22 protein-coding genes are annotated in these 24,365 nt (G+C 70.5%); 9 read left to right on the top strand and 13 right to left on the bottom strand.

Annotated elements, in window-relative coordinates:
* Positions 1-72 precede the first annotated feature (72 nt).
* From YIM_RS26170 to YIM_RS26155, 4 genes are all read left to right on the top strand, one after another.
* Positions 73-1,383, top strand: coding sequence for a homoserine dehydrogenase (locus YIM_RS26170; protein ID WP_153032860.1), 1,311 nt, complete (start codon positions 73-75; stop codon positions 1,381-1,383).
* Complete coding sequence (locus YIM_RS26165; protein ID WP_153032859.1) at positions 1,380-2,669, top strand: SLC13 family permease; 1,290 nt, start codon at positions 1,380-1,382, stop codon at positions 2,667-2,669. Before YIM_RS26170 ends, YIM_RS26165 begins: the two co-directional genes overlap by 4 nt.
* A gap of 32 nt (positions 2,670-2,701) precedes the next feature.
* Positions 2,702-3,352, top strand: a complete 651-nt coding sequence (locus YIM_RS26160; RefSeq protein WP_153032858.1) for a response regulator transcription factor — start codon at positions 2,702-2,704, stop codon at positions 3,350-3,352.
* 115 nt (positions 3,353-3,467) lie between these two features.
* Positions 3,468-4,793: an Nramp family divalent metal transporter gene (locus YIM_RS26155; RefSeq protein WP_153032857.1), complete on the top strand. Its 1,326-nt coding sequence runs from the start codon at positions 3,468-3,470 to the stop codon at positions 4,791-4,793.
* A gap of 68 nt (positions 4,794-4,861) precedes the next feature.
* Here YIM_RS26155 and YIM_RS26150 read toward each other — a convergent pair whose 3' ends face one another.
* The 3 genes from YIM_RS26150 to YIM_RS26140 are packed head-to-tail and all read right to left on the bottom strand — an operon-like array spanning position 4,862 to position 8,545.
* Positions 4,862-5,296: a helix-turn-helix domain-containing protein gene (locus YIM_RS26150; RefSeq protein WP_153032856.1), complete on the bottom strand. Its 435-nt coding sequence runs from the start codon at positions 5,294-5,296 to the stop codon at positions 4,862-4,864.
* Positions 5,297-5,318: 22 nt separating this feature from the next.
* Positions 5,319-7,790 carry an ABC transporter permease gene (locus YIM_RS26145; RefSeq protein WP_153037256.1) on the bottom strand — a complete coding sequence of 824 codons (2,472 nt, stop codon included), beginning with the start codon at positions 7,788-7,790 and terminating at the stop codon, positions 5,319-5,321.
* A gap of 5 nt (positions 7,791-7,795) precedes the next feature.
* Positions 7,796-8,545: an ABC transporter ATP-binding protein gene (locus YIM_RS26140; protein ID WP_153032855.1), complete on the bottom strand. Its 750-nt coding sequence runs from the start codon at positions 8,543-8,545 to the stop codon at positions 7,796-7,798.
* Between the two features lie 170 nt (positions 8,546-8,715).
* Here YIM_RS26140 and YIM_RS26135 point away from each other — a divergent pair, with 170 nt between their 5' ends.
* A complete protein-coding gene (locus YIM_RS26135) occupies positions 8,716-9,222 on the top strand; it encodes a GNAT family N-acetyltransferase (RefSeq protein WP_194239746.1) in 507 nt (168 codons plus the stop codon).
* Here the strand turns inward: YIM_RS26135 and YIM_RS26130 are convergent.
* Both YIM_RS26130 and YIM_RS26125 read right to left on the bottom strand, forming a co-directional pair.
* Positions 9,191-10,366 (bottom strand): hypothetical protein, encoded by a 1,176-nt coding sequence (locus YIM_RS26130; protein ID WP_153032853.1) that lies wholly within the window; start codon positions 10,364-10,366, stop codon positions 9,191-9,193. The genes YIM_RS26135 and YIM_RS26130 overlap by 32 nt on opposite strands.
* The gene (locus YIM_RS26125) at positions 10,345-11,424 is read right to left on the bottom strand and encodes a helix-turn-helix domain-containing protein (protein WP_153032852.1); all 1,080 of its coding nucleotides are present in this window, start codon (positions 11,422-11,424) and stop codon (positions 10,345-10,347) included. The genes YIM_RS26130 and YIM_RS26125 overlap by 22 nt, the downstream gene beginning before the upstream one ends.
* 343 nt (positions 11,425-11,767) lie before the next feature.
* Between YIM_RS26125 and YIM_RS26120 the strand changes: the two genes are divergently transcribed.
* Entirely contained in the window at positions 11,768-12,526 is a 759-nt protein-coding gene (locus YIM_RS26120) for a hypothetical protein (protein ID WP_153032851.1), read from the top strand.
* Between the two features lie 5 nt (positions 12,527-12,531).
* Here the strand turns inward: YIM_RS26120 and YIM_RS26115 are convergent, their stop codons facing one another.
* Both YIM_RS26115 and YIM_RS26110 read right to left on the bottom strand, forming a co-directional pair.
* Positions 12,532-13,398, bottom strand: coding sequence for a dihydrodipicolinate synthase family protein (locus tag YIM_RS26115; protein WP_153032850.1), 867 nt, complete (start codon positions 13,396-13,398; stop codon positions 12,532-12,534).
* 9 nt (positions 13,399-13,407) lie between these two features.
* Complete coding sequence (locus YIM_RS26110; RefSeq protein WP_153032849.1) at positions 13,408-14,334, bottom strand: DMT family transporter; 927 nt, start codon at positions 14,332-14,334, stop codon at positions 13,408-13,410.
* Between YIM_RS26110 and YIM_RS26105 the strand changes: the two genes are divergently transcribed.
* On the top strand, positions 14,333-15,757 hold the full coding sequence (locus YIM_RS26105) for a PLP-dependent aminotransferase family protein (protein ID WP_153032848.1): 1,425 nt from the start codon (positions 14,333-14,335) through the stop codon (positions 15,755-15,757). The genes YIM_RS26110 and YIM_RS26105 overlap by 2 nt on opposite strands.
* On the opposite strand, the gene YIM_RS26100 is transcribed toward YIM_RS26105, so the two are convergent.
* The 4 genes from YIM_RS26100 to YIM_RS26085 all read right to left on the bottom strand — a co-directional run bounded on the left by YIM_RS26100 (position 15,726) and on the right by YIM_RS26085 (position 20,406).
* A complete protein-coding gene (locus YIM_RS26100) occupies positions 15,726-16,457 on the bottom strand; it encodes a hypothetical protein (protein WP_228004020.1) in 732 nt (243 codons plus the stop codon). The genes YIM_RS26105 and YIM_RS26100 overlap by 32 nt on opposite strands.
* The gene (locus YIM_RS26095; protein ID WP_228004019.1) at positions 16,444-17,976 is read right to left on the bottom strand and encodes a substrate-binding domain-containing protein; all 1,533 of its coding nucleotides are present in this window, start codon (positions 17,974-17,976) and stop codon (positions 16,444-16,446) included. The genes YIM_RS26100 and YIM_RS26095 overlap by 14 nt, the downstream gene beginning before the upstream one ends.
* A 26-nt stretch (positions 17,977-18,002) precedes the next feature.
* On the bottom strand, positions 18,003-19,172 hold the full coding sequence (locus YIM_RS26090) for a hypothetical protein (RefSeq protein WP_228004018.1): 1,170 nt from the start codon (positions 19,170-19,172) through the stop codon (positions 18,003-18,005).
* Positions 19,173-19,287: 115 nt separating this feature from the next.
* Positions 19,288-20,406, bottom strand: coding sequence for an FAD-dependent monooxygenase (locus YIM_RS26085; protein WP_153032846.1), 1,119 nt, complete (start codon positions 20,404-20,406; stop codon positions 19,288-19,290).
* A gap of 99 nt (positions 20,407-20,505) precedes the next feature.
* On the opposite strand from YIM_RS26085, the gene YIM_RS26080 reads away from it, so the two are divergent.
* The gene (locus tag YIM_RS26080) at positions 20,506-21,207 is read left to right on the top strand and encodes a TetR/AcrR family transcriptional regulator (protein WP_153032845.1); all 702 of its coding nucleotides are present in this window, start codon (positions 20,506-20,508) and stop codon (positions 21,205-21,207) included.
* 72 nt (positions 21,208-21,279) lie between these two features.
* Positions 21,280-22,278: a TerC family protein gene (locus YIM_RS26075; RefSeq protein WP_153032844.1), complete on the top strand. Its 999-nt coding sequence runs from the start codon at positions 21,280-21,282 to the stop codon at positions 22,276-22,278.
* Between the two features lie 6 nt (positions 22,279-22,284).
* Here YIM_RS26075 and YIM_RS26070 read toward each other — a convergent pair whose 3' ends face one another.
* Both YIM_RS26070 and YIM_RS26065 read right to left on the bottom strand, forming a co-directional pair.
* On the bottom strand, positions 22,285-23,199 hold the full coding sequence (locus YIM_RS26070) for an AEC family transporter (protein WP_153032843.1): 915 nt from the start codon (positions 23,197-23,199) through the stop codon (positions 22,285-22,287).
* On the bottom strand, positions 23,196-24,359 hold the full coding sequence (locus tag YIM_RS26065; RefSeq protein ID WP_153032842.1) for a mandelate racemase/muconate lactonizing enzyme family protein: 1,164 nt from the start codon (positions 24,357-24,359) through the stop codon (positions 23,196-23,198). Before YIM_RS26065 ends, YIM_RS26070 begins: the two co-directional genes overlap by 4 nt.
* Positions 24,360-24,365 lie beyond the last annotated feature (6 nt).

Below are 24,365 nucleotides of genomic sequence, written 5' to 3'. Positions count from 1 at the left end.
TGTGAAGATTTGGTGCAAGTTTGTAAAAATCTAGAACGTGTGTCACAGTACGGCCCTCAGATTGGAGCAACGGTGATCCACTCCCATGGCACGCGGGACCGCGAGCCGGTCCGCATCGCGCTGACCGGCGCGAACGGTGGCTACGGCCGCACGCTGCTCGCCCAGTTGCGGCGCACCCCCGAACTGGTCCCGGCCGCGCTCGTCGAGCCCGACGCGGACGGGATGCGGCGCACGCTGGCCGAACTGGGCCTCGACGACACGACCGTGGTCACGGACGGCGCGGCCGTGGACTGGCGCGGCGTCGACGTGCTCGTCGAGGCCACCGGCCAGGTCGCCGTCGGCACCGGCTACGCCGAGTCCGCTTTGGACAACGGCGTGCACGTGGTGATGGTCAGCAAGGAGGTGGACACCGTGGCCGGGGTCGCGCTGGCGGCGAAGGCCGAGGTCGCCGGGCTGCGCTACCTGCCCGGTGACGGCGACCAGCCGGCCAACCTGCTCCGCCTGGTCGACTGGGTTTCCGCCACCGGGCTGGAGATCGTCGCCATCGGCAAGTCGGGGGAGTACGACCTGGTCTTCGACCCGGCCACCGGCACCGTGACGCAGGCGGGCGTGAGCATCGACGCGCCGGGCCTGGCCGACCTGCTCGAACTGGGGCCGGACCCGCGGAGCACAGTGGACCGTCGCGCCGCGCTGGTCGCCGGGCTCAAGCGCTCGGCCGCGGCGGACCTGTGCGAGATGACCGTGGTCGCCATGCGCACCGGCGCCGTGCCGGACACAGAGGGCTTGCACTACCCGGTCGCCCGCATCGCCGAACTCGCCGACATCTACGCCGCCCGCGAAGACGGCGGGATCCTCGGCCGCACCGGGGTGGTCGACGTGTTCTCCGCGCTGCGCCTGCCCGGTGAAGCCAGCTTCGCCGGCGGTGTGTTCGCCGTGGTGCGCACCGGCGACCCGGTGACCTGGGAACTGTTGCGGGGCAAGGGACACGTCGTCAGCCGGAGCGGTGAGTACGCCTGCTTCTACTGGCCCTATCACGCGATGGGCGTGGAAACCCCGCTCACCATTCACGCGGCGGTGGACGGGACCGGGGTCGCGCCGCGCCCTCGGCCGTCCACGTTGCTGGCCGCCAGGACGGCGACCGCGCTCGACCCCGGCACCTCGTTCCAGGTGACCGGGCACCACCACGAAATCAACGGGGTCGCGCCGGTGATGGTGGCGCCGACGGCCGGGATCGCGCCCTACTACCTGCTCGGCGGCGCGCGGCTGGGCCGTGCGGTCGCCGCCGGTGAGCTGGTGCGCCTGGACGACCTCGACGGCGTCGCACCCGGTCCGCTCGCCGCCTGGGCCGCCAGTACCGCCAGCAGCAGGGAGCCGGGAGTATGAGCGCCGAGATCATCGCGCTGGTCGTTTTCGCCGCTGTGTTCGCCATTTCCGCGATCCGCAACGTCCACATGGGAGCGCTGGCGCTGGTCGCCGCGTTCATCGTGGGCATCGGCGTGGTCGGGGAAGACCTGGACCGGATCCTCGAAGCGTTCCCGGTTGACGCGCTGCTGATCCTGCTCGGCATCACCTACCTGTTCGGCATGGCCAGGGAAACCGGCACTATCGACTGGCTGGTCGATCGGTCGATCCGGCTGGTCGGGCCGAGGGTGGCGCTGCTGCCGTGGGCGATGTGGCTGATCGGCACCGGCGTGGCCTGCCTCGGCACCTCGCACGCGGCGTTCGCCGTGGTGCCGATCGCGATGTCGCTGGCCACCACGCACCGGATCAGCCCGACGTTGATGGGCATCGCGATGAGCTCCGCGATCGTCGGCGGCGCGCTCGCCCCGACCAGCATCAACGGCATCACCGTGGCCACCATCGCCGAGGACGCGGGCCTGCCGTACAACGCGGCGCTGATGTTCGGCCTGTCGGTCGGCGTGAACGCGCTGGTGGTGCTGGTGGCGTTCCTGATGTTCGGCGGTCCGGAACTGGTGCGCCGCTCACGCTCGGACGCGGCGCCCGCCGAGGGCGGTGGCGGGACCGCGGTGCTCACCGAGGCGCCGCCGGTCAACCGTACTCAGGTGACCGTGCTGGTCGCGCTGTTCCTGCTGGTGGCCGGGTTCTTCACGCTGACCGTGCTGGAGGTGGACGTCAATCTCGGGGTGGTCGCGCTGACCCTGGCGGTGTTCCTGTCGCTGCTGGTGCCCGACGTCGGCCGCCGCGCGATCTCGAAGGTCGACTGGGGCACGATCCTGCTGCTGGGCGGCATTCTCACCTATGTCGGCGTGCTCACCCGGCTGGGCGCGATCGACCAGCTCGGCGAGCTGGCGCGCTCGGTCGACGTGCCGCTGATCGCCGCGGTGGTGATCTGCGTGATCGCCGGTCTGGTCTCGGCGTTCGCCTCGACGATCGGCATTCTCGGCGCGCTGATCCCGCTGGCCGTGCCACTGCTGGTGGCCGGTGGCGGGCTGGAGATGACCGGGTTCATCTACGCGCTCGCCATCTCGGCGTCCCTTGTGGACTGCGCGCCGTTCTCCACCACGGGCGCCACCATCGTCGCCTCGGCGGCGGAACCGGAACGCCCGCTGCTGTCCAAACGGCTCACCGCCTGGGGCTTCGCCATGGTGCTGATCGGACCGGCTTTCACGATTCTCACCATGGTCCTGCCACAGCTCCTACTGGCCTGATCTCGCGGTGGGCTGCCAGTAGGCTCGGCACCGTGCGGGTTCTGGTGGTGGAGGACGACGACGGTGTGGCCGCCGCGGTGGTGGACGCGCTGGTGTCGGCCGGGCACGGCGCGGTCCGCGCCCGGCTGGCCGCCGAGGTCGCCCAGTTGCGCCAAGACGCCGACCTGGTGCTGCTCGATCTCGGCCTGCCCGACGCCGACGGGCTGACCGTGCTGCGTGAACTCCGCCAGGCCGGCGACCAGCCGGTCCTGGTGATGACCGCCCGCACCGCCGAGCGCGACGTCGTGCGCACGCTGCGCCTCGGCGCCGACGACTACCTGGTCAAGCCGGTCCGCCTGCCCGAGTTGCTGGCCCGCATCGACGCGGTCGCCCGCCGCCGCCTGAAGACCAGGAAGGCTCCCGAGGTGGTCGAGCTGGGTGACGTGCGGATCGACCTGGCGGCGTGCACGGTCACCGCCGCGGGCACCGAACTCGCCCTGACCGGCAAGGAGTTCGACATCCTCGCCGCGCTCGCCGTCGCCGCGGGCACCGCGGTGAGCAGGCAGGCACTGGTCGAACGGGTCTGGGGCGAGGCACCCGGCTCGCGCACGCTCGACGCGCACGTGATGACCTTGCGTGGCAAGCTGAACCGGCCCGGCCTGCTGGCCACCGTGCGTGGTTTCGGTTACCGGCTGGGCAGCTGAGTCCGATTCGTTACGGCCCACCGTCCTAAGAAACGGTGAAGACCGGCGCCGGCCGGCGTCCGGCGTTCCTACGGTCGTCGGCACACATCTCCGGCGCAACGAGGAGCAGGAGCCCATGAACACTTCCGCCACGCGGCTGGAACCGCAGCTGACCCCGCCGACCGGGAAGGCACGGTTCCGGGGACTGGGACCAGGCCTGCTGGCCGCGGCCACCGGCGTCGGGGCGGGGGACCTCGTCGCCACCATGGTGGCCGGCGCGCAGTACGGCACCCTGCTGCTGTGGGCGGCGCTCATCGGCACCGTGCTCAAGCTGGCCCTCGGCGAGGGTGTCGGCCGCTGGCACCTGGCCTCGGGCACCACCCTGCTCGACGGCTGGCGCAGGCTGGGCCGCTGGGCCACCGGCTTCTTCGGCATCTACATCGTGATCTGGGGCTTCGTCTACGGCGCCACCGCGATGTCGGCGGTCGGCCTCCCGCTGAACGCGTTGTTCGGCGGACTGCCGGTGCGCGGCTGGGCGATGATCGCCGGCGTGGTCGGCGTGGCGCTGGTCTGGGCGCAGCGGTACCACTTCTTCGAGAAGTTCATGACCGTGCTGGTGCTGATCAAGTTCGCCTCGGTGGTCGCGGTGGCCATCCTGGTCACCCCGGACCTGGCGGAACTGGCCAAGGGCCTGACCTTCCAGCTGCCCGCCGGTTCCACGGTCTACGTGCTCGGCCTGATCGGCGGTGTCGGCGGCACCATCACCATGGCCGCCTACGGCTACTGGATGTTCGCGAAGGGCTGGAAGGGCACCGGCTGGCTGTCGATGATGCGGCTGGACAACGCGGTCGGCTACATCATGACCGGCATCTTCGTGGTGGCCATGCTGATCGTCGGCTCGACCATCCTCTTCGGACAGAAGCTGACCCAGTCCGACAGCGGCCTGCTGATCCTCGGCAACGAGCTGGGGGAGCGGTACGGCCAGTGGGCGCGCATCCTGTTCCTGGTCGGCTTCCTGGCCGTGACCACCACCTCGCTGCTGGGCGTGTGGAACGGGGTCAGCCTGCTCTTCGCCGACTGGACCCGCACCATCCGGCTGCCGCACGGGCGCAAGGCGGAGCTGGTCACCGCCGAGGTGCCCGGTGAGGACAAGGGCGAAACCACGGCCTACCGCGCCACGGCGGTGGAGAAGTCCCTGCCGTTCCGCGGTTACCTGCTCTGGCTGACCTTCCCGCCGATGATCCTGTTGTTCCTGGACAAGCCGTTCGGGCTCACCCTGGTCTACGGTGTGCTCGGCTCGGTGTTCATGCCGTTCCTGGCGATCACCCTGATGCTGCTGCTGAACTCCAAGCGGGTGGAGCGCGACGGCCGGTCCGGCTGGCTGTCCAACGGCCTGCTCGGCGCGGCCTCGGCGCTGTTCCTGTTCCTGCTGATCACCGATCTGGTCGAGCGCTTCGGCTGAGCGATCGGTACACATCGGACACTGCGGATCCGTCCCGCCGGTGAGGCCGGCGGGACGGATCCGCAGTGTCACGGTTCGGGCGTCGGCGGGTCGGCCTGGGGCAGTCCCTCCAGCTCCCGCACGCGGTCGACCATTTCCGCGATCGCCTCCAGGCTCTTGGGCGACAACCCGCTGGCGCGCAGGGCGATCTGCCGTACCGGCGCGTCCCGCAACGCGGTGAGCAGGGCCAGTTCGGCGTCGATCCGCCGGGTTTCCTCGTCGTCGAAGAAGTACGCGGCAGGCACGCCGAAGAACCCGGCGAGCGCTTCGAGGTGGCGTTTGGTCGGGTTGTCGCGGATGCCCTTGCGGAGCTGCCAGAGATAGGTGGCCGAGATGGTCGGCCCACCGCGGGCACGCAGGGCTTCGGCGACTTCTTCGAACGAGTACTCGCCGCCGTCGCGGGGGCGCACCGTGCGGAAGAGGTGGTCCACCTTCGCCGCCAGGGCACCCGCGTCCTCGGACATGGCGGGGAGTCTACCGATCGGCTCAGTCGGCCACGCGCATCGCCGCGACCGGGGCGGGACGCATCGCGATCCGGGCGGGGATGGCGATCGAACCCCAGCCGAACACCGCGGCCGCGGCGACGATGCCCAGGTAGGCCAGCGGCGGCACGGTGGGCAGCGCCGAGCCGGTCAGGCCGATGCTGATCCCGACCAGCGGTGGCAGCGCCGCCAGCGAGCCGAGCCCCACCGCGGCCACCACCACGACCGCCGCCTCACCGCGCATCATCGCCCGCACCTGCCGCGGTTTCGCGCCGACCAGCCGCAGCAGCGCGAACTCGCGGACGCGGGCCGCGGTGGCCAGCACCAGGATGTTCACCACCGCGATGGCGATGAAGCCGAGCAGCAGCAGGTTCAGCAGCAGGTTGACCGCCGACTGCGCGGAGGCGGCGGTCCGCGCGGCGGTGAACGACGTGCGGTCGGCGAGTTCCAGACCGGGGTGGACTCGCAACGCCTCGCGCAGCGCGGCCGGATCGGTGCCCGGCGCGGTGGCCAGCAGCAGTTCGTCGTCGAGGCGGCTGCCGGTGTGCGCGAGCACCACGTCGTTCGGCAGCGTGATGTCGCCGAAGCCCAGTCCGCTGCCGTAGACGGCGACCACGGTGGCGGTGTGCGAAGTGCCGTCACCGAGGCTCATGGTGAGCGGCGCGCCGACGTCGACCCCGAAGCTGTCGGCGGCGAGTTCGCTCAACGCCACCGAGTTCCCGGTGAGCCCGCCCAGGTCACCACGCCGGAGGTCGAGGTCCATCACTTCGCCGAGCCGATCGGGTGTGACGCCTTGGGCGGCGTAGGCGTTGGTCGCCCGTTCGCCGAGTTCCTGGTGGCTGACCAGCACCGAGGTGCGCGCGACCGGGGTCACCGAGTCGACCCCGGGCAGCTGCCGCACGGCGTCGGCGACAACGGGGGCGATGCCGCCGCCCGCGGTGATCACGTGGTCCGCGCGGATGCCCTGCTCCGCCTGGTCCTTCGCGGCCGCGTCGGTGGTGGTCGCGGTGAAGATCTGCACCGCGGCCAGCGCGACGCCCATGATCAGCGGGGTGGCGGCCGAGCCGAGGCGCCGCGAGCGCGCCCTGGTGTTGGCCCCGGCCAGCTGACCCGGCGTCGACCGCAGCAGGCCGATCCGGCCGAGCAGCCAGGCGGTGGCGGTGAGCAGGCGCGGCCCGAGCAGTGCCACGGCGATCACCAGCAGCAACGCCGAACTGGCCGCGCCGGCGACCGCCGGGCCACCGGAGACCACCAACGGCAGCGTGATCCCGGCCCCCGCGCCGACCGCGGCGAGCACCCAGCCGACGAGCTGGCGGACACGCCCGAGCTGTGCCGGTTCCACGGCGGCTTCACCGAGAGCCGCGGCCGGGCTGATCCGCGCGGCCCGCCGTCCCGCGATCAGGCCCGCGCCCCACGCCGTCAGCAGGCACGTGAGCGCTGCGGCGATCACCGGAAGCGGACCGATGGTGAAGCGGAACCCTTCGGGCACGGCACCGAAACCGGCGAGCGCGTCGCGCAGCACCAGCGCCAGTCCGAGACCGGGCAGCGCGCCGAGCACGGCGGCCACCGCGGCCAGCACCACCGACTCGGTGGCGATCAGCCGGTAGACCTGTCGCGGCGTGGCCGCGACGGCCCGCAGCAGGGCGAACTCACGCCGCCGCTGCTGGATCGACAGGCCGAGCGTGCTGGCCACGACCAGCAGCACGATCATCAGCATGGTGCCGCCGAACGCGGTCGACATCACCACCAGGAACTGCCGCGCGGCACCGACGTCGAGGAACTCCGCCTCGGCGCGGTCGTCGCCGACAGCGGTGGCCACACCGGGCACGGCCTGCGCGATGCGCGCGGCCAGTTCGTCCTCGTCGGCACCGGGCTCGGCGAGCACGGCCACGGCGTCGATCTGGTCGGGCCGCCCGGAAACGTGCCGGGCTTGCATGTCGGTGAGGAACACGGCGTCCGTGGCCGTCGTGCCGACCACGCGGTAGGACGTGCCGACCGCGCCGATCTCCAGTTCGGCCACGTCACCGACGCGCATCCCGGCGGCACCGCCGAGCACGATCTCGTCCGGCGCGGCCGGGGCTCGTCCGTTCTCGAGCGCGACCGGTCCGAGTTGGGCCGAAGACCAGCCGTGCACGACCAGCGGAAGCGAGCCGCCGTGCAGCGAGGCCGTCACGCTGACATCGCCGACGGCAGCGCGCACCCCCGGCACGGCGGCGATCCGGTCGGCGGTCGCGGCCGGAAGCGGGACGCGGTCACCGAACCGCTGGCTCAGACCGTCCTCTGTGGGCACCTCGTGCACGGCGGTGGCCACCACCGGCGCGGTGGCGTAGCGCTGCGGTGGCACCCCCGCGCGCAGGCCGGATTCGAGCAGCACGCCGCTCGCGGTGATCAACGCGGAACCGAAGAACACCGCGACGAACGCGGCGGCGAAGGCACCGCGTCGCGCGCGGATCGTCCGCCAGGCCAGTGAAAGCATCGCGGTCACCACTCCCCGAGGTGGGTCATGCGCTCGGCGATGTGCTCCGGCGTGGTGTGCGCGAGTTCGCCCGCGATGCGGCCGTCGGCAAGAAAGACAACGGAGTCGGCGTACGAGGCGGCGACCGGGTCGTGGGTGACCATCAGCGCGGTCTGGCCCCAGCGGTCCACCGCGTGGCGCAGGGTGGTGAGCACCTGCCGCGCGGTGCGGGTGTCGAGCGCGCCGGTCGGCTCGTCGAGGAACATCACGTCGGGCCGGGTGACCAGCGCGCGGGCGATCGCCACCCGCTGCTGCTGGCCGCCGGAAAGCTTGCTGGGACGGCGATCCAGCGGCACGTCCAGTTCCACCGACCGCACCACCTCGGCGAGCAAGCCGGGTTCGGCCCGCCGCCCGGCCAGCCGCAGCGGGAGCAGGATGTTCTCCTCGACGGTCAGCGCGTCGAGCAGGTTGTAGGCCTGGAAGACAAAGCCGATCCGGGAGCGGCGCAGTTCGGTGAGAGCGGCTTCGCGCTGCCCGGTCAGCTCGGTGCCGCCGAGCAGCACCCGGCCCGAGGTCGGCCGGTCCAGCCCGGCCGCGCAGTGCAGGAAGGTGCTCTTGCCCGAACCGGACGGTCCCATCAGCGCGGTGAAGCTGCCCTGGCGGAGGCTGATCGTCACCCCGTCCAGTGCGCGGACGGCGGCGTCCCCGCTGCCGTAGGTCTTGCTGACGGATTCCAACCGCACCGCACTGGTGAGGCCGTCCGCGACTGTGGTCATCGTCGTTTCCCTCCGGGTCTTTCGGCGGGAACGACGCTATGGCCGCGGCGGCCGAGCCACAGTGGCGCGGAACCCCGGACCGGTGGTGTAGTCCGCTACACCCCGGACGCGGCGGGTTCGGCGAAGGACCAGCGCGGCGGCCGGTCGCTTCGGTAACGTTGGGCCGGATCATGAGCGAGCTTCGGATACGAGAGGCCGGGTCTGCGGACCTGCCGCAGCTGACACACGTCATGGGGCAGGAGCCGTACTTCACCGACCGCCTCTCCCGCCAGAAGGACGGGCTGGGGCGCCTGCTCGTGGCCTGGCAGGACGACCGCCCGGTGGGCGTGGTCTACCTGTGGCTCGAACCGGCCGAGGAGGCCGAGCTGCGTGAGCACCTGCCGGACACGCCGCTGCTCACCCATCTGGAAACCCACGTCGAGCACCGCGCCCGCGGCATCGGCACCAGCCTGGTCCGGGCGGCCGAGCAATGGCTGACCGAAAAGGGCTACGACCGGGTGGCGCTGGCCGTGGAAACCACGAACGACCGCGCGGCCCGGCTCTACGCCCGCCTCGGGTACCGGGAGTGGCCGCACTCCACGGTCCGGTGCCTGTCACTGACCGACAGCGCCGGGCGCCGGAACGTGGAGATCTGCCGGATCATGGTCAAGCCGCTGGTCGGCCGGCCACGAAAGTAGTCAGACCCTCCAGGCCCAGCGCCTTGATCGCCGGTCGCAGGCCCGGCCGGTTCTTCACCTGGCGGTATAGCTCGTTGGAGTGCACCTTCCACTCGTGGCGATCTTCCCGCCACGCATCCACGTAGTCGACGCAGCGCTCGGGCTCGATGGACAGGCAACGGCCGCGCGCCGCCGTCAGCGAATTGAGCATCCGCTCGCGCTTGTCGGTTTCGGGCAGCCGGCCCACCATGGTGAACACTTCGGTGATGAACTTCTGGCGCTTGTCCAGGAAGCCCCGCCAGTAATCGGGCCGGCGAGCCTTGTCGAAGGTGCGTTCGTTGTCGAGCAGCCAGAACAGCCCTTCGGCCAGGCAGTCGCCGAGTTCCTCGAGCCTGGCCCGCAGTTCGTGGGCGAACGGGTCGTAGGGCTTCTGCAGCGCCTCGCCGGTGACCGCTGTCGGGCGCAGGCCGTGTTCCCCGAGCAGGAAGAACCAGTCCTCGTTGTAGATGTTGGGGAAGAACGAGGTCAGCGAGTTGCGGCCGACCGCCAGCGCCCCGCCGCCGACGAAGGTGTCCTGCTCGCCACCCGCTTCCCGGTAGGCGTGGCAGACGACCGAATTGTCCGGGAACCCGCCGATGGCCAAGCCGACCCCGGCGTACTCGTCGGTCAGTGCGGCGGCCCGTTCGAGGTCGGTGGCCGCCGGCACGACGATGTCGTCGTCGAGGAAGACGATGCGCTTCCAGCCGGCCAGCCGGGCGAGCAGGAGACCGAGGTTGCGCTTCGCGCTGGTGTCCTCCCGGCGTTCGAACCTGGTGTTCGCGAGCAGCTTCGTGGTCTGGAAAACGGGCAGCACACCCGTGCGCAGCCGCTCGGTCTCCAGCGCGATGAGTTCGGTGCCGTGTTCGTCGGCGAGTTCGGCGATGCTGTCGGCCGAGGACCACTTGCTGGAGAGCGTCACGAGCGTGCAGCCGAGCCGGGCGGCGAGTTCGATCGCGGGCTGGAGCGCTTTGCCGTGCCGTGCGGTCGGCACGACGATGGCGTCGACCGGCGCGGTGCGGTGCTCCGTGTCCGCCGGGGTGCGGAGCAGGTGACGGTGGGACCCGTGGTGGTCCGCCGTCACGACCGGCCGTTCGGCGATGTGGGTCAAGTGGGGCTCACCGGCCATTCGTGCAGTTTGGACAGGGGGGAGGTCCAGTCGGGGGTGACCACCTGGCTGTTGATCACCTGGACCCGGCTGATGATGGCGAACTCGTCCTGGCCGGCGAACCGGGTGCGCAGGTAGGCGGCGTTGCGGTCCCGGAACCTGGCGTCGGTCAGCGCGCGGACCACGCCGTAGGTGCCGCGGCCGAAGGTGCCGTTGCAGATGGTCACCGTGCGCTTGGCGTTGAAGGGGTTCAGCGCCCGGTAGAACAGCGCGGCGTCTTCGAGCAGCAGCAGTCGTTCCCCGGCCCGCCGGACCTTCGGCAGGAAGCTCTTCACCTCGCCGCCGGTGCCGATCTCGAAGCTGCTGAGGTCGTTGTCCTCCGGCCGGGTGAGCTGGCGCACCGGTAGTTCGGCGCGCTCGAGCAGGTCGCGGGTGACGAAGTTCCAGTCGACCCCGCCGAGCAGGATGAGGTGGCTGGTGTAGTCGTCGGTCACCAGTTCGGCCGGGGTCCGCAGGTGCACGTTGCTGGTCGGGTTCGCGGCCCGGACGTGCCCGTGGAGTTCGAGCAGCGCGTCGAGGTCCGCGTACTTGTAGACGTCCATGAAGTCGGGATCGTCGGGATCGGCGAGCGGCATCCGGTGCTTCAGCCGCTCCGGCAGTTCCGAACCGACGATGGTGATGTCCTGGTCGACGGGGAACCGCCACGGGCTTTCGGCGAACGGGTCCTTGACGACCGGCTTGGCGGCGGAGTCCTCCCGCAGGCCGGTCAGCTCGCTGAGCAACCGCTCCCGCCGGGCGAGTTCGTCCTCGGTGAGCTGGCTGTGGTCGAGCAACCGGTACGGGGTCTCGGCGATCGAGCGCTCGGTGGCGAAGAAGGTGGCGTAGGCCTCGACCTTCGGCCGCGGCGGCTTGGCCTTGTGCCTCGGGTTCTCCCAGGAGGAGATCGACGGCACGCTGGTGCCCAGCGCGGCGGCCAGTTCCGCCTGCGTGATGTACTTCCCCGGCCAGGCGCCACCTTCGCGCAACTCGCGCAGCCGCCGCGCGAGCGGCTGGCTTTCAGGTGAGTTCACCTCATCCACGCCCTTCAGCAAACTTCAGGTGACGCTCCGAAGAACCGGAACTATACCGATGATCTCTTGTGTCTCGCTTGGGGGGTTATGAAGTTTGCCGGCTCTCGCCCACTTGGCGCAGCCGGTCAGGTATTCCTTGCACTGACGCTGTGCTCGCCCTTAGTCTGAACTCCGCAGTACTTCGGCAAGTATAGCTGAATATTTCTGAAGTTGCCAGCTGGAGATCCGGGTAAAGGAGCCAATGATGAATTCCGCGTCATCCGACCTCCGACCGGCCGGCTTGTCCTGGTGCGAGCGTGCGCGCTTCACCGCGACGGTCGGCCGCACCTGAGCGGCAGGCGAGGTGGTCATGGTGAGCGTACTGACACCGATACCACTGCAGCGCACGATGATCGTGGTGGACATCGAGGGGTCGACCCTCCGTAACAACACGGCCACCGCGGTGCTCCGCCACGACCTGTACGAACTGTTCGAGGCGGCGTTGCTGGAATGCGACATCACCGAGAAGCTGCGGGACCCCTTCACCGACCGCGGTGACGGCCTGATGGCCTTCGTGCACGCGGTGGACCAGGCCCCGAAGACCCTCATGGTGAACAGGTTCATCCCGGTGCTGACCCGCCTCCTCGGTGAGCACGGGCTGAAGCGGCCCGAGCGGAAGTTCCGCATCCGCGCCGCCATGCACGCCGGTGACGTGCACTTCGACCTGCGCGGCCCGTTCGGTGAGGACGTCACCCTCACCACCAGGCTGGTCGACGCCCCGGAGCTGAAGGTGGCGCTGCGCCGGACCACCGCGCCGCTGGTGCTCGCGGTTTCCGAGCAGTTCCACCACTCGGTGATCCGGCACGGTTACGAGGGCATCGACGAGGACCGGTTCGAGCGGTCGATCGAGCTGGACATCGGCGGGCGGTCCACCACGGGCTGGGTGCAGCTGCCGGAGACCCGCGCGCCGGGGAAGCCGATCCCGTTGCGGGACCGCGTTTCCCAGCGCACCAGAACCGCGGCCCGGTTCCCGGTGCGCACCCCGTTGCCGCGCCGCCTCCGGCGTGACGTACCGGAGGAGCGCGACACCAACGGGAACGACCCGGCCGCGGAGAGACGGATCTCGTCCTGACGAGGTCAGTCGCGGGCGGTGATGGAGTTCAGCACCGCGATGACCGCCTGGTGCCCGGCCTCGTCGAGCGGCCGCACCGGGCGGGGCAGGTTCGGCTCGCCCAGCAGGCCGAGTTCCACGGCGATCGCCGAGACGACCCGGTAGCTGCCGTACCGCGCGAACAGAGTCCACAGTGGAGCCAGATCCGCCGACCGGGCGCCGTCGCGGGTGATGGCGAGGCAGGTCTTCGGGAACAGGCCGCCCAGCACGCTGTACCAGGCGTCCGCGCCCGCCGCCAGGCCGCCGGCGGCGAGCGCGTCACCGCTGACCCCGATCGTCACGGTATCGGGCAGCACCGAGCGCAAGCCGTCGATCCTGGCCCGCGCCTCGGCCGGATCCGTTGACACGCCGGGGATCTTGATCGAGGCCACGTGCGGCAGGTGCGCGATCCGGCTGTGCAGTTCGTCCGAGAACGTGACGTGCGTGGTGCCCGGGTTGTCGTAGACCACCAGCGGCACCGACAGTTCGGCCGTGACGTCCTCGTACAGCCCGAAAACCTCGTCGTCGGTGAGCGGCTGGTAGGTCATCGCCGGCAGCAGCACGGCCGCCGCACCCGCCTCCTGGGCGTCTTCCACGTGGGCGAGCACGTCCCGCGTGCGCAGCGCGCCGACCCCGATGATCACCGGCACCGGGCCGGCGCTCTTCACCGCCAGTTGAGCGGCGCGAGCCCGCTCGCGCCGGTTCAGATAGGGATAACTGCCGGTCGAGCCGAGTGCGCCGATCGAGTCGACGCCCGCCTCGGCGAGCCGGCCGACGAGCCGTTCGTACGCTGCTTCGTCGATCCCGTCGTCGGTGATCGGAGTGAGCGGGAAAGCGCTGAGTCCGGTGAACACACAAGCCTCCTATTTCACGGTGCGGTCGAGACGGATGCGCACGGCGACGCCGGCGCAGACGATCACGGCGAGCCCGCCGAGCACGGTGGGCCAGGTCAGCTCCTCACCCAGCAGTAGCGCCGCCCACAGAATGGTCAGCACCGGCTGGACCAGTTGTACCTGGCTGACCTGCGCCATCGGGCCGATGGCCAGCCCGCGGTACCAGGCGAAGAAACCGAGGAACATGCTCACCGCGGCGAGATAGGCGAACGCCGCCCACTGCGCGGCCGTGCCTTCCTGCGGCTGCTGGACCACCGCGAGTGCGGTCAGCGCGAGCATCAGCGGCGACGAAAGCACCAGCGCCCACGACACCGTCTGCCACGAACCCAGTTCGCGGGCGAGCAGCCCGCCCTCGGCGTAGCCCGCCGCGGCCGCCAGCACGGCACCGAACAGCAGTAGGTCCGACCAGTGGAGCTGCCCGAAACCGCCGCCCTGCAACGAAGCGAAGACCAGCGCGGCCAGCGCGCCGACACCGGCCATGACCCAGAACGACGTGGGCGGGCGTTCCTTGCCGCGGAGCACGGCCAGCACCGCGGTCGCCGCGGGCAGGAGTGCGATCACCACCGCGCCGTGACTGGCCGGAGCCGTGGTGAGCGCGTACGAGGTCAGCAGCGGGAAGCCGAGGACCACGCCACCACCGACCACGGCGAGCCGGGCCCACTGGCGGCCGTGCGGCAGGCGCTGCCGGGTGACGGCCAGCGCGCCCGCGGCGAGCAGCGCGGCGACGACCGCGCGCGCCGAGCCGATGAACAGCGGGGAGAGGCCGCCGACGGCGACCCGCGTGAACGGCACGGTGAACGAGAACGCCGCGACGCCCAGCAGTCCCCATCCCAGCCCCGCCCGCGACGGCGATAACGTTGCCGTCGAATCTTGGATAACGCTACTCTTCCCTGACATGGCCAACGATAGCACCACGCGGATCATGCAGGGACTGCGCGCGTGGATCACCGAGGCGCCCCCAGGTGCGCGCGTGCCGTCCAACCGCGCGCTGGTGGCCGAGTACGGGGCCAGCCCGATCACCGTGCAGAAGGCGATGCGCGCGCTCGGCGCGCTCGGGTTGATCGAGAGCCGTCCGGGCGTGGGCACCTTCGTCCGTGCCGTGCGTCCCGCTCGTCCGCTCGACTTCGGCTGGCAGACCGCCGCGCTGCGGGCACCGCAGGCGCCCATCCCGGCCCTGTCGACGCCGTTGCGCAGCATCTCGCCGGACGCGATCGGCCTGCACGCCGGATTCCCGGACCGGGCGCTGCTGCCGGAGCGGCTGGTCCGGAGCGCGCTCACCCGCGCCGCGCGCACCGACGCGGCGCTGACCCGGCCGGCCACCGCGGGCCTACTCGAACTGCGGGCCTGGTTCGCCACCGAACTCGCCGAAGCCACGCCCGCCGGGCTGACCCCGCCCGCCGCCCGTGACGTGGTGATCCTGCCCGGCAGCCAGAGCGGGCTCAGTTCGATCTTCCGCGCGCTGGTCGGTTTCGGGCAGCCGCTACTGCTCGAATCGCCGACGTACTGGGGTGCGATCCTCGCCGCCGCGCAGGCCGGGGTGCACGTGGTCCCGGTACCGAGCGGGCCGGAAGGTCCCGATCCGGACGAACTCGCCCGCGCCTTCGACGAGACCGGCGCGCGTGTGTTCTACGGCCAGCCCAACTTCGCCAATCCCACCGGCGCGCAGTGGCCCGCCGAACGCGGCGAACGGATTCTCGACGTCGTCCGCGCCCGCGGTGCCTTCCTGGTCGAGGACGACTGGGCCCACGACTTCGGCATCGAGACCACCGCGCGTCCGCTGGCGACGCAGGACGACAACGGCCACGTGGTCTACCTGCGTTCGCTGACCAAGAGCGTGTCACCGACCGTGCGGGTCGCCGCGGTGATCGCGCGCGGGCCCGCGCGCGACCGCATCCTCGCCGACCGCGGCGCGGAATCCATGTACGTCAGCGGTTTGCTGCAGGCCGCCGCGCTCGACGTGGTCACCCAGCCTGGTTGGCACACGCACCTGCGCGCGTTGCGCCAGCAGCTGCGGGTCCGGCGCGACCTGCTCGTCGGCTGCCTGGCCGAGCACGTTCCGCAGGCTCATCTCGACCACGTTCCCCGCGGTGGCCTGCACCTGTGGGCCCGGCTGCCCGACGAGACCGATCTCGACCGGCTGGCCGGGGACTGCGAAGCCGAGGGCGTGATGATCGCGCCGGGCAACGAATGGTTCCCCGCCGAACCGTCCGGTCCCCACATCCGGCTCAACTACTCCGGCCCGGACCCCGAACGCTTCGCCGACGGCGCCCGCGTGCTCGGCCGCGCGCTCAGCGGAAGATCGCCAGCGCCCACATCTTGAGCATCCGGTCCTGCTCGTCCCAGGTCTCGACCTTGCCGAGCACCCTGGCCGGGAACGGCGCCTTGCCCTCGGGCAGCACGTCGCGCTCGCGCAGCCCGCTGCGGCTGATCTTGACCCGGACGTGGTCGCTGCCGGAGGCGTAGGGCGCGCGCAGGCGCAGGTACTCCTGGTCCGAGGCGTCGCCTTCCTCGTACTCCTGGAAGAGGCCGTCGATCGACAGGAACATCCTGCTGTCGCTCAATTTCGCGTCCCCGGCCGCGTTTCCCGAGAGCGTCCGGTGCGCGTGGACCTCGCCCTTGCGGAAGTCCGCGTACACGATCGCGTCGGCCTTTTCGAGTTCCCGCACCACCTTGCGGATCGCGGTGATCGGTTGTTCCTCGGTTTCGTAGGCCTCCGAGCGCGCCCCCTCGCGCAGGCGTCCGGCTACCACGCTGAACCAGTGGGTTTTGGCTTCACCACGGCGTTCCGCGCTTTCCCTGGTGTACTCCTCGATCCGCCGCTTGAGCGCGGTCAGATCGCCCTGGTACTGCAGGATGTCCATCACCAGGGTTTCGTTGAGGTAGACCAGGAACTCGTGGTCGCCCACGATGCCGGGCGAGGCCCGGCGCCGCCGTCCGCGCAGGAACAGCACGAACGCGGCGGCCACCAGTGCGAGGCCGGTGCCCATCAGCACCCAGAACCAGGGACTATCGACAGCCACGGATCTCCTTGAAGGCCTGGGAAAGCGAGGTCGCGTTCGCGTCGACCATGCGGCCGCCGGTGGCGCTCGCGGCCTGGCCGAGTTCGGCCGGATCGGCCTCGCCGAAGCGGATGGTGTAGGTGTGCACGGCCTTCGCCGCGGGCGGCTGGGCCCCGTGCTCGCGCAGGAACTCGGGCAGGCCGATGCCGGTGTTGTTCTCGCCGTCGGTCATCAGCATGATCGTCACCGGCTGCTCGGGGTGGTCACGGGTGAGCGCGGCCGCCTTGTCGTAGGCCGCGTCCAGCGCCGACCACACCCCGGTGGTCTGGGCTGACGGTTCGCCGGCGATGTATTCGCCGATGGCGTCGAGATCGGCCTGACCGGAGATGGTGAAGTCCCGCTCGTCGAGCACCTGACCGCCGAACCGCAGGATGGTCAGCCGTTCACCTTGGTAGAACCGCAGGAACTTGCCCTCGGCCGAGGAATCCGCGCCGCTGAACCCGGCGAAGGCGGACCGCAGATCGGTGATCCGCTGTCCCCGCATCGAAGCCGAGAAGTCCAGCACGAAGATCAGGTGGGACGGGGCCCGGGAACCGGCGTACTCGGCAGCGAGCCGGTCGACGGTTTCCTTGCGTTCGGGGAAGTACAGCGTGTTCGTGCCGAAGTCGGCGAACCGGGGGTCACGCGGCACCTCGCTGTTCAACGGGCGCCGCGACGTCTGCTCCATGATCTTCCGTTGCACCGGCTCGGATTCGAACCAGTCCGAAACCCGCTGGAAGCTATCTCGCTTGGCCGGGTCGAGCAGCAGCAACGGGTAGTCGGCGAGCACGATGCCGTCGCGCGGGTACAGGATTTCCAGCGGCTCGGCCAGTTTCCCGCTCGCGTTCATCGACAGCAGCACCGACTCGTAGTTGATCAGCGCGTCCGCGGTGTCCTGCCCGGCGAGATAGGCATCGGCGAGCTGACGCGAAGTGTCGGCGGTGAGCGTGCGCCCGGCGAAGAACCCGCGCAGCCGGTCGCAGGTGATGTCCTCCTCGCGCAGCGCGCCGCCGGTCCCGGCCGCCGCGGTCGCCACGCCGATCAACGCGGACAGGCCGCTGCCCGCGTGCTGCGGCTCGGCCATGCCGAAGCGCACCATGCCGCTCGCCGAGCGGTCGGCCAGGTCCGCCCACGACAGGTGCTGGTCCGCGGTCGAGGTCCGCAGCAACTGGGCGACGCGTGGTTTCACGCCGACGGCCAAGGGGGAGAACATGAACCTGTTGCTGATCGGCCGGTCCCCGGTGAAGCCCAGTTGCTTGAGCTTCAGCTCGAAGTAGCGGTCGGTGGACAGCCACGCGAGATCGTGCTGGTAGTTCCCGGGGTTCAGCGCGTTGGTGGCGTCGATCGTGCCGCGGTGGTCCATCAGCAGTTCGATGCCGGTTTCGCGGCGGAGATCGTCCAGCAGCGGCCCCATGTCGGTGAGTTCGGAGGACGCGAGGACCCGCAACGTGGTGTGCGGTGGCGGGGGATCGGGCGTGCAGGCGGCGAGCAGCCCGACCACCAGGCACAGCACAGCCAGCTTCCGCCTCACTTGCAGCCGCCGATCGTGGTGATGAGCTGTTCGAACAGGTCGACCGGCGGCAGGTACGCGCGGGTGTGGTCGTTCCCGGACGACGGCGCCTCCAGCCCGCGCTCGCCGAGCAGGCCGGTCAGCTGCGAACTCGCCGTGTCCTGGTCGGCGTCGAGCACCCGGAAGCCGAGTTCCACCGCACGTTTGCGCAGTTCTGGGTCGGTGCGCAGCAACTGCGCGAGGCGGCGGCCGTTGTCGTTGAGCGCGATGAACGACGGCTGCGTCTCGAAGTGGTCGGCGGGGTAGAGCAGCACCCGTTCCTCGTCGGGCTGACCCGGCGGGCGGCGGAGCTGGTGGGCCAGGTACTGGTGCTCGTAGATCACCACGATCGGCGCGATCCGCTGGCCCTCCGGGGAAAGGTAATACGGAACGCGGTCGGGGGTGGGTGCGCCCTGCGCGCGGTAGAGCGGTTTCAGCGCTTCGGCGAGCGCGCCCACCTCGTTCTCGGCGGCGGCGATCCGGCTGCCGTTCTTGGCGTAGGCGATCAGGCCCTGGTAGGTCCCGCCGGAGTTGGACAGGCACACGTCGGAGGTGTGCGCGAGCACCAGGTTGTTGTTCTGGATGCCGTGCTCGCGAATGCCGATGTCGTTCCAGCGCCTGCCCTGTTCGGTGAGCCCGACGAACCGGCTGATGTCGATCTCGTAGTACAGCGGCCTTTCCCGGTCGGCGTTCATCGGGGTGGCGACCCCCGCGTCCTGCAGCGCGAGCGCGTACGGGCGGTAGGTGGCGAGCACGATCGGGCTGACGAAGGGCACGTAGGCCTGCGCGTCCTTCCCGCTGTCGAGCCTGCTGGACATGATCAGGTCGGCGGCGGGCTGCCCCGAGGGGAAGACGAAGTCGTAGCGGTCGATGTCGTGCGTGGCCACCTCGCGCGAGCCCGAGTTGTCGACGATCACCTCGAACTGCTTGCGCCGCAGTATCTCCTGGACGGTGGTGTCGCGGAAGAAGTCGACCTTTGAGCCCATCTTGCCGCGCACCACGGTGACCGCCGGCGCCGGTGCTGCCGGGCGCATCAGCACCGGGGTGAGCACCAGCACGGCCAGCCCGACCAGGCCCAGCGCGAGCACCGGGGTGAGCGCGGGCCGCGCCGGAGGGTGCCTGATCTTCAGCAGCGGCTCGGCGGCCACGAAGTCCTCCAGCTTTCCCCCACCAGCTCGAGCCTCCAGGGATACCGGCGCCGGGTGAACAGCACCGGATATCCCGGTAACGCTTTGCCCACCGGAAGGCGCTACCTGTTGTTCGTCACCTGGGAACGCGGTCGGGCGGTGCGCTGATCGACCAGGTGTAGGCGGGCGTGATCGACCGTGCGAAGAGGGAACCGGGCAGCAGCGGCATGACCGCGTCCCGCGGCGCGGCGGGCAGCCGGTGCGCGGCCAGGCCGATCTGCCGGGAGAGGCGGGCGATCGCCTGTGTGCGCGGCCGGCGCAGGCGGTCGTACTCGGCGAGCCCGGCAGGCACGCCGAGAGTGTCCACTGTGGTCGCCAGGGTGACCGCGTCCTCTAACGCCTGGCAGGCGCCCTGCCCCAGGTTGGGGGTCATGGCGTGGGCCGCGTCGCCGAGGAGAGCGGCCCGGCCGGTGACGAAGGTGCGCAGGTCCGGCAGCTCGTAGGTGTCGTGCTGGATCAGTTCGCCTGGCGCGGAGTCCAGTAGGGCCGGGATGGGGTCGTGCCACTGCGAGAGCTGGTCGCGCAGGTGGCCGAGACCACCACGGGAACCGCGTGGCGCGTTGGCCATGACGTAGCAGTAGACCCGCCCGCCGGGCATCGGCTGCTGCCCGAACCGCATGCCGCGTCCCCAGGTTTCCACGCTTCCGATCACGGGCCGCGCCGGGGCGATGAACCGCCAGGTCGTGTACCCCGCGTATCGCGGCTCGGCGGCGCGCGGCCACAGCGAGCGCCGCGTGACGCCGCGAACGCCGTCGGCGCCGACGACCACGTCGCCGGTGGACGTCCCGCCGCTGTGCACCACGGTGCCGTCGGGTCGCACCTCGTGCACTTCGGTACCGGGCCGCAGCACTTCCGCGGGCACGGCCGCGCGCAGCAGTTCGATCAGCTCGGCGCGGTGCACGGTGACCCACTGCCCGAACCGCCGCTTGAGTTCCGGGACGTCGTTGCGGATCAGCCAGCGTCCGCGTCTGGTCCGGATGCCCGCCGGGGGATCGGCGAGCGCGCTGCCGCGCAGGGAAGCGCCCAGCCCCAGCAGGTCCAGTGCGTGCAGGCCCTTCGGCTGGATCGCCAGCCCGGCGCCGACCTCGGTGAACTCCGGCGCTCGTTCGAGCACTTCGAGCTGCCAGCCCCGCTGGTGAAAAGCGGCTGCCGCGGTGAGCCCGCCGATGCCGCCACCGATGATGATCGCCTTCACGTCTCTCCTTAATGACTCTTAGTTGCCTTAGAGGCATTAAGGAAACATAGATGGTCTAGACTGTCAACGTGTCCGTGATGTCGAGCTGAGGAGCCCCGGATGATGGCTGCCCGTGCCGAGGGCAGGCGGGAGAAGGTGCGCCGCGCGACCCTTGCGGAGATCCACGCGGTGGTGCGAAGGCTGCTGGTCGAACGGGGCGCGGCCGCGGTCACGATCAACGCGGTCGCCAGGGAGATGGGCATGAGCGGCCCGGCGCTGTACCACTACTACGCCGGTCACGAGGAACTCGTCGGCGCGGTGACCGCGGACTTCTTCCGCGAGCTGACCGAGACGATGGAGCGGGCGCGGGACGCCGTGCCCGACGCACCGCCCGGTGATCGGCTGCTGGCCGTCTGCCGGGCCATGCGGGCGTGGGCGGTGGCGAACCGGGCCGAGTTCGGCTGGATCTTCGCCAGCCCGATCGCGCCGCCGAACCGCGAGCCGGATTCGGTGTGCCACGAAGCGGGTGACCGCTTCGAACGGGTTCTGCTGGACCTGACCGTCGAACTCTGGGAGACGCAAGGATTCGAGGTCCCGGAGTCCCTGCCCGACTCCCTGCACGAACAGATGACCGCCTACTCGGCCAGATTGGACGGACGACTGCCGCCCGCGGCCGCGCACGTGTTCCTCAGCTGCTGGATCCGGTTGTATGGCTTGCTGTGCATGGAAGTTCTGCACCAGCTGGACTTCGCGTACACCGATCTCGAGCCGGTCTTCGAGGAGTGCCTGAGTGAATTGGCCGACACTCTCGGGATCGGTTGATCGGCCGGGTGGCGGAGCGGGGATACGCCCGTAAGGTGTAAACCAAACGTCCCGCTGCCCCCCGGAGTGCGCATGCTCGACATCGGTCTGGTCACCTGGCTGGTGACCATCGGCTTCGTGGTCGCCCTGCTGGCGGTGGACCTGGTGCTGGCGGCCGTGCGCCCGCACCGGGTCGGTTTCGCCGAAGCGACCGCGTGGTCGGTGTTCTACGTGCTGGTCGCGATCGGGTTCGGCGTGTGGTTCCTGCTGGCCTATGGGGGACAGGCCGGCACCGAGTACTTCGCCGGGTACATCGTCGAGAAGAGCCTCTCGGTCGACAACCTGTTCGTGTTCGTGATCATCATGACCACCTTCGCGGTGCCGGAGAAGCACCAGCACAAGGTGCTCACCTTCGGCATCGTGCTGGCGCTGCTGATGCGGGCGGCGTTCATCGCGGTCGGAGCCACGCTGCTGTCGCTGTTCTCGTTCATGTTCCTGATCTTCGGGCTGGTGCTGATCTTCACCGCGGTGCAGCTGTTCCGGCACCGCGACGAGGATCCCGACGTGGAGAACAACGTCGTGGTGAAGGCCGCGCGCCGCCTGCTGCCGACCACCGAGGACTACGTCGAAGGCAAGCTCGTCACCAAAGTGGACGGTCGCCGGATGGTGACGCCGTTGTTCGTGGTGCTGGTGGCCATCGGCGGGGTCGACCTGCTCTTCGCCCTCGACTCCATCCCGGCGGTGTTCGGGGTCACCGAAGAGCCCTACATCGTGTTCACCGCGAACGCCTTCGCCCTGCTGGGGTTGCGGGCGCTGTTCTTCCTCGTGAAGGGTCTACTGGACCGGTTGGTGTACCTGTCCGCCGGGCTGGCGCTGATCCTGGCGTTCATCGGCGTGAAGCTGATGCTGCACTGGGCGCACGTGGACATCAGTGAAAGCGTGCCGGAGATCCCGACCCCGGTCAGCCTCGGGGTGATCATCGGCATCCTGCTGGTGGTGACCGTGGCCAGCCTGCTCAAGACCCGCAAGGACCCCAGCGCCAAGGCCCACCCGGGTTCACTACGAGCCCACCGGGAGCCCGAGGAGAAGTAGCTCGGCTCACCCGAGCAGGACGGCGATTCCGGCCAGTACCGGGATCGAGAGCATGGTGGTCAGCAGGATGACGTCCCTGGCCAGTTCGGTGTCCTGGCCGTGGGAAGTGGCGTACACGAACACGTTCTGCGCCGTCGGCAGGGCGGAGGTGACGGTGACGGCCAGCAGCGCGGTGCCGCTGAGTTGCACCGCGCTGCCCAGGCCGAAGGCCATCGCGGGTTGCGCGATCGTCTTCAGGCCCACCGCCAGCCAGATCGGGCCCGCCTGGCTGCCCGTCGCCGGGCGAGGGGAGCCGTGCAGGCTGGTGCCGTAGGCGAGCAGGGCAGCGGGTACGGCCAGGCCCGCGAGCAGCTCGATCGGCCGCAGCACCAGCTCCGGCGGGCGCCAGTCCAGCATCGACAGGGCGAGGCCGATCGCGCAGCCGATCACCACCGGGGTGCGCAGCGGCTGGGTGAGCAGGCGCCGAGGGGAAGTCTCCGAAGACCCGGACGCCAGCACGGTCAGCCCGATCGGCGCCAGCACCAGCACCTGGAACAACAGCACCGGCGCCACATAGGACGCGTCACCGAGCACGTAGACCGCGATCGCCACGCCCAGATTGCCCGCGTTGACGTACGAAGTGGACAGTGCGCCGGTCGCCAGCTGCGCCGCTTTCGGCCGACGCCACCAATAGACCACCACCGAGTACAGCAGCGCGCACAGCACGGCGCTGCCCGCGGTGGCGACCAGCGTGGTCGACAGCAGCGCCGACGGGTCGGCGTCGGCCAGGGTGAGCAGGAGCAGCGCCGGGGTGGCCACGTAGTACGACAGCCGGGACAGCATTTCGGCCGCACCGGCGCCGAGGACGCCGGTGCGGCCGGTCACCCAGCCGACGGCGATGACCGCGAGCAGGGTGGCGAAACCACCGAGGACAGCGTTCACGCAGTGATCATGCGGGCTTGTCGATCGTTGCCGATTTCCACGCTGTCGGTGGTCCAGGCACGGGCCTGCTCGCTCAGCGTGATACCGAGCCCCGGCCGGGCGGACAGGTGCATCCGGCCGCCGCTGATCTCCAGCCGCTCGTTGAACAGCGGGTACAGCCAGTCGAAGTGCTCCACCCACGGCTCGTGCGGATAGGCCGCGGCCAGGTGCACGTGGATCTCCATGGCGAAGTGCGGGGCCAGCTGGAGATTCCGGTGGTCGGCCAGCGTCGCCAGCTTGAGGAACTGGGTGATGCCGCCGATGCGCGGCGCGTCGGGCTGCAGGATGTCGGCCGCGCCGTGGCGGATCAGCTCGTAGTGCTCGGCGACGCTGGTCAGCATCTCGCCGGTGGCCACCGCGGTGGTCAGCGACCGCGCCAGTTCGGCGTGCCCCTCGGCGTCGTAGGCGTCCAGCGGCTCCTCGATCCAGACCAGGCCGAACTCCTCCAGCGCGCGCCCGGCCCGCATCGCGGTCGGCCGGTCCCACTGCTGGTTCGCGTCGACCATCAGCGGCACGCCGTCACCGAGGTGCTCGCGGATCGCGGCCACCCGGCGCAGGTCCTCGGCCAGGTCCGGCTGGCCGACCTTGATCTTGATGCCGCCCACGCCGGACTCCAGCGTGCGGATGGCGTTCTCCTTGATCTGCTCGACCGACTCGTGCAGGAACCCGCCGGAGGTGTTGTAGCAGCGCACCGAATCCCGGTACGCCCCAAGGAGTTTGGCCAGCGGCAGCCCGGCGCGCTTGGCCTTGAGATCCCACAGCGCCACGTCGATCGCGGCCAGCGCCTGGGTGGCGGCGCCGCTGCGGCCGACCGACGCGCCCGCCCAGGTCAGCTTGGTCCACAGCCTGCCGATGTCGCTGGGGTCCTCGCCGATCAGGTCCGGCGCGACCTCGCGCGCGTGGGCGAACTGGGCCGGGCCGCCCGCCCGCTTCGAATAGCCGAAGCCGACGCCCCCGGCCCCGGAATCGGTGGTGATCTCGGCGAACAGGAACACCACCTCGGTCATCGGGCGTTGCCTGCCGGTCAGCACCTTGGCGTCGCTGATCCCGGTCGGCAGCGGCAGGGTCACCGACGACAGCTTCACCGAGGCGATCCGGTCGAGCACGGCGCTGGGGGACATGGATGA

Source organism: Amycolatopsis sp. YIM 10, assembly GCF_009429145.1.
In the GTDB taxonomy this organism is placed as follows: Bacteria; Actinomycetota; Actinomycetes; order Mycobacteriales; family Pseudonocardiaceae; genus Amycolatopsis.
This window is presented reverse-complemented; position numbering and strand designations above follow the sequence as displayed.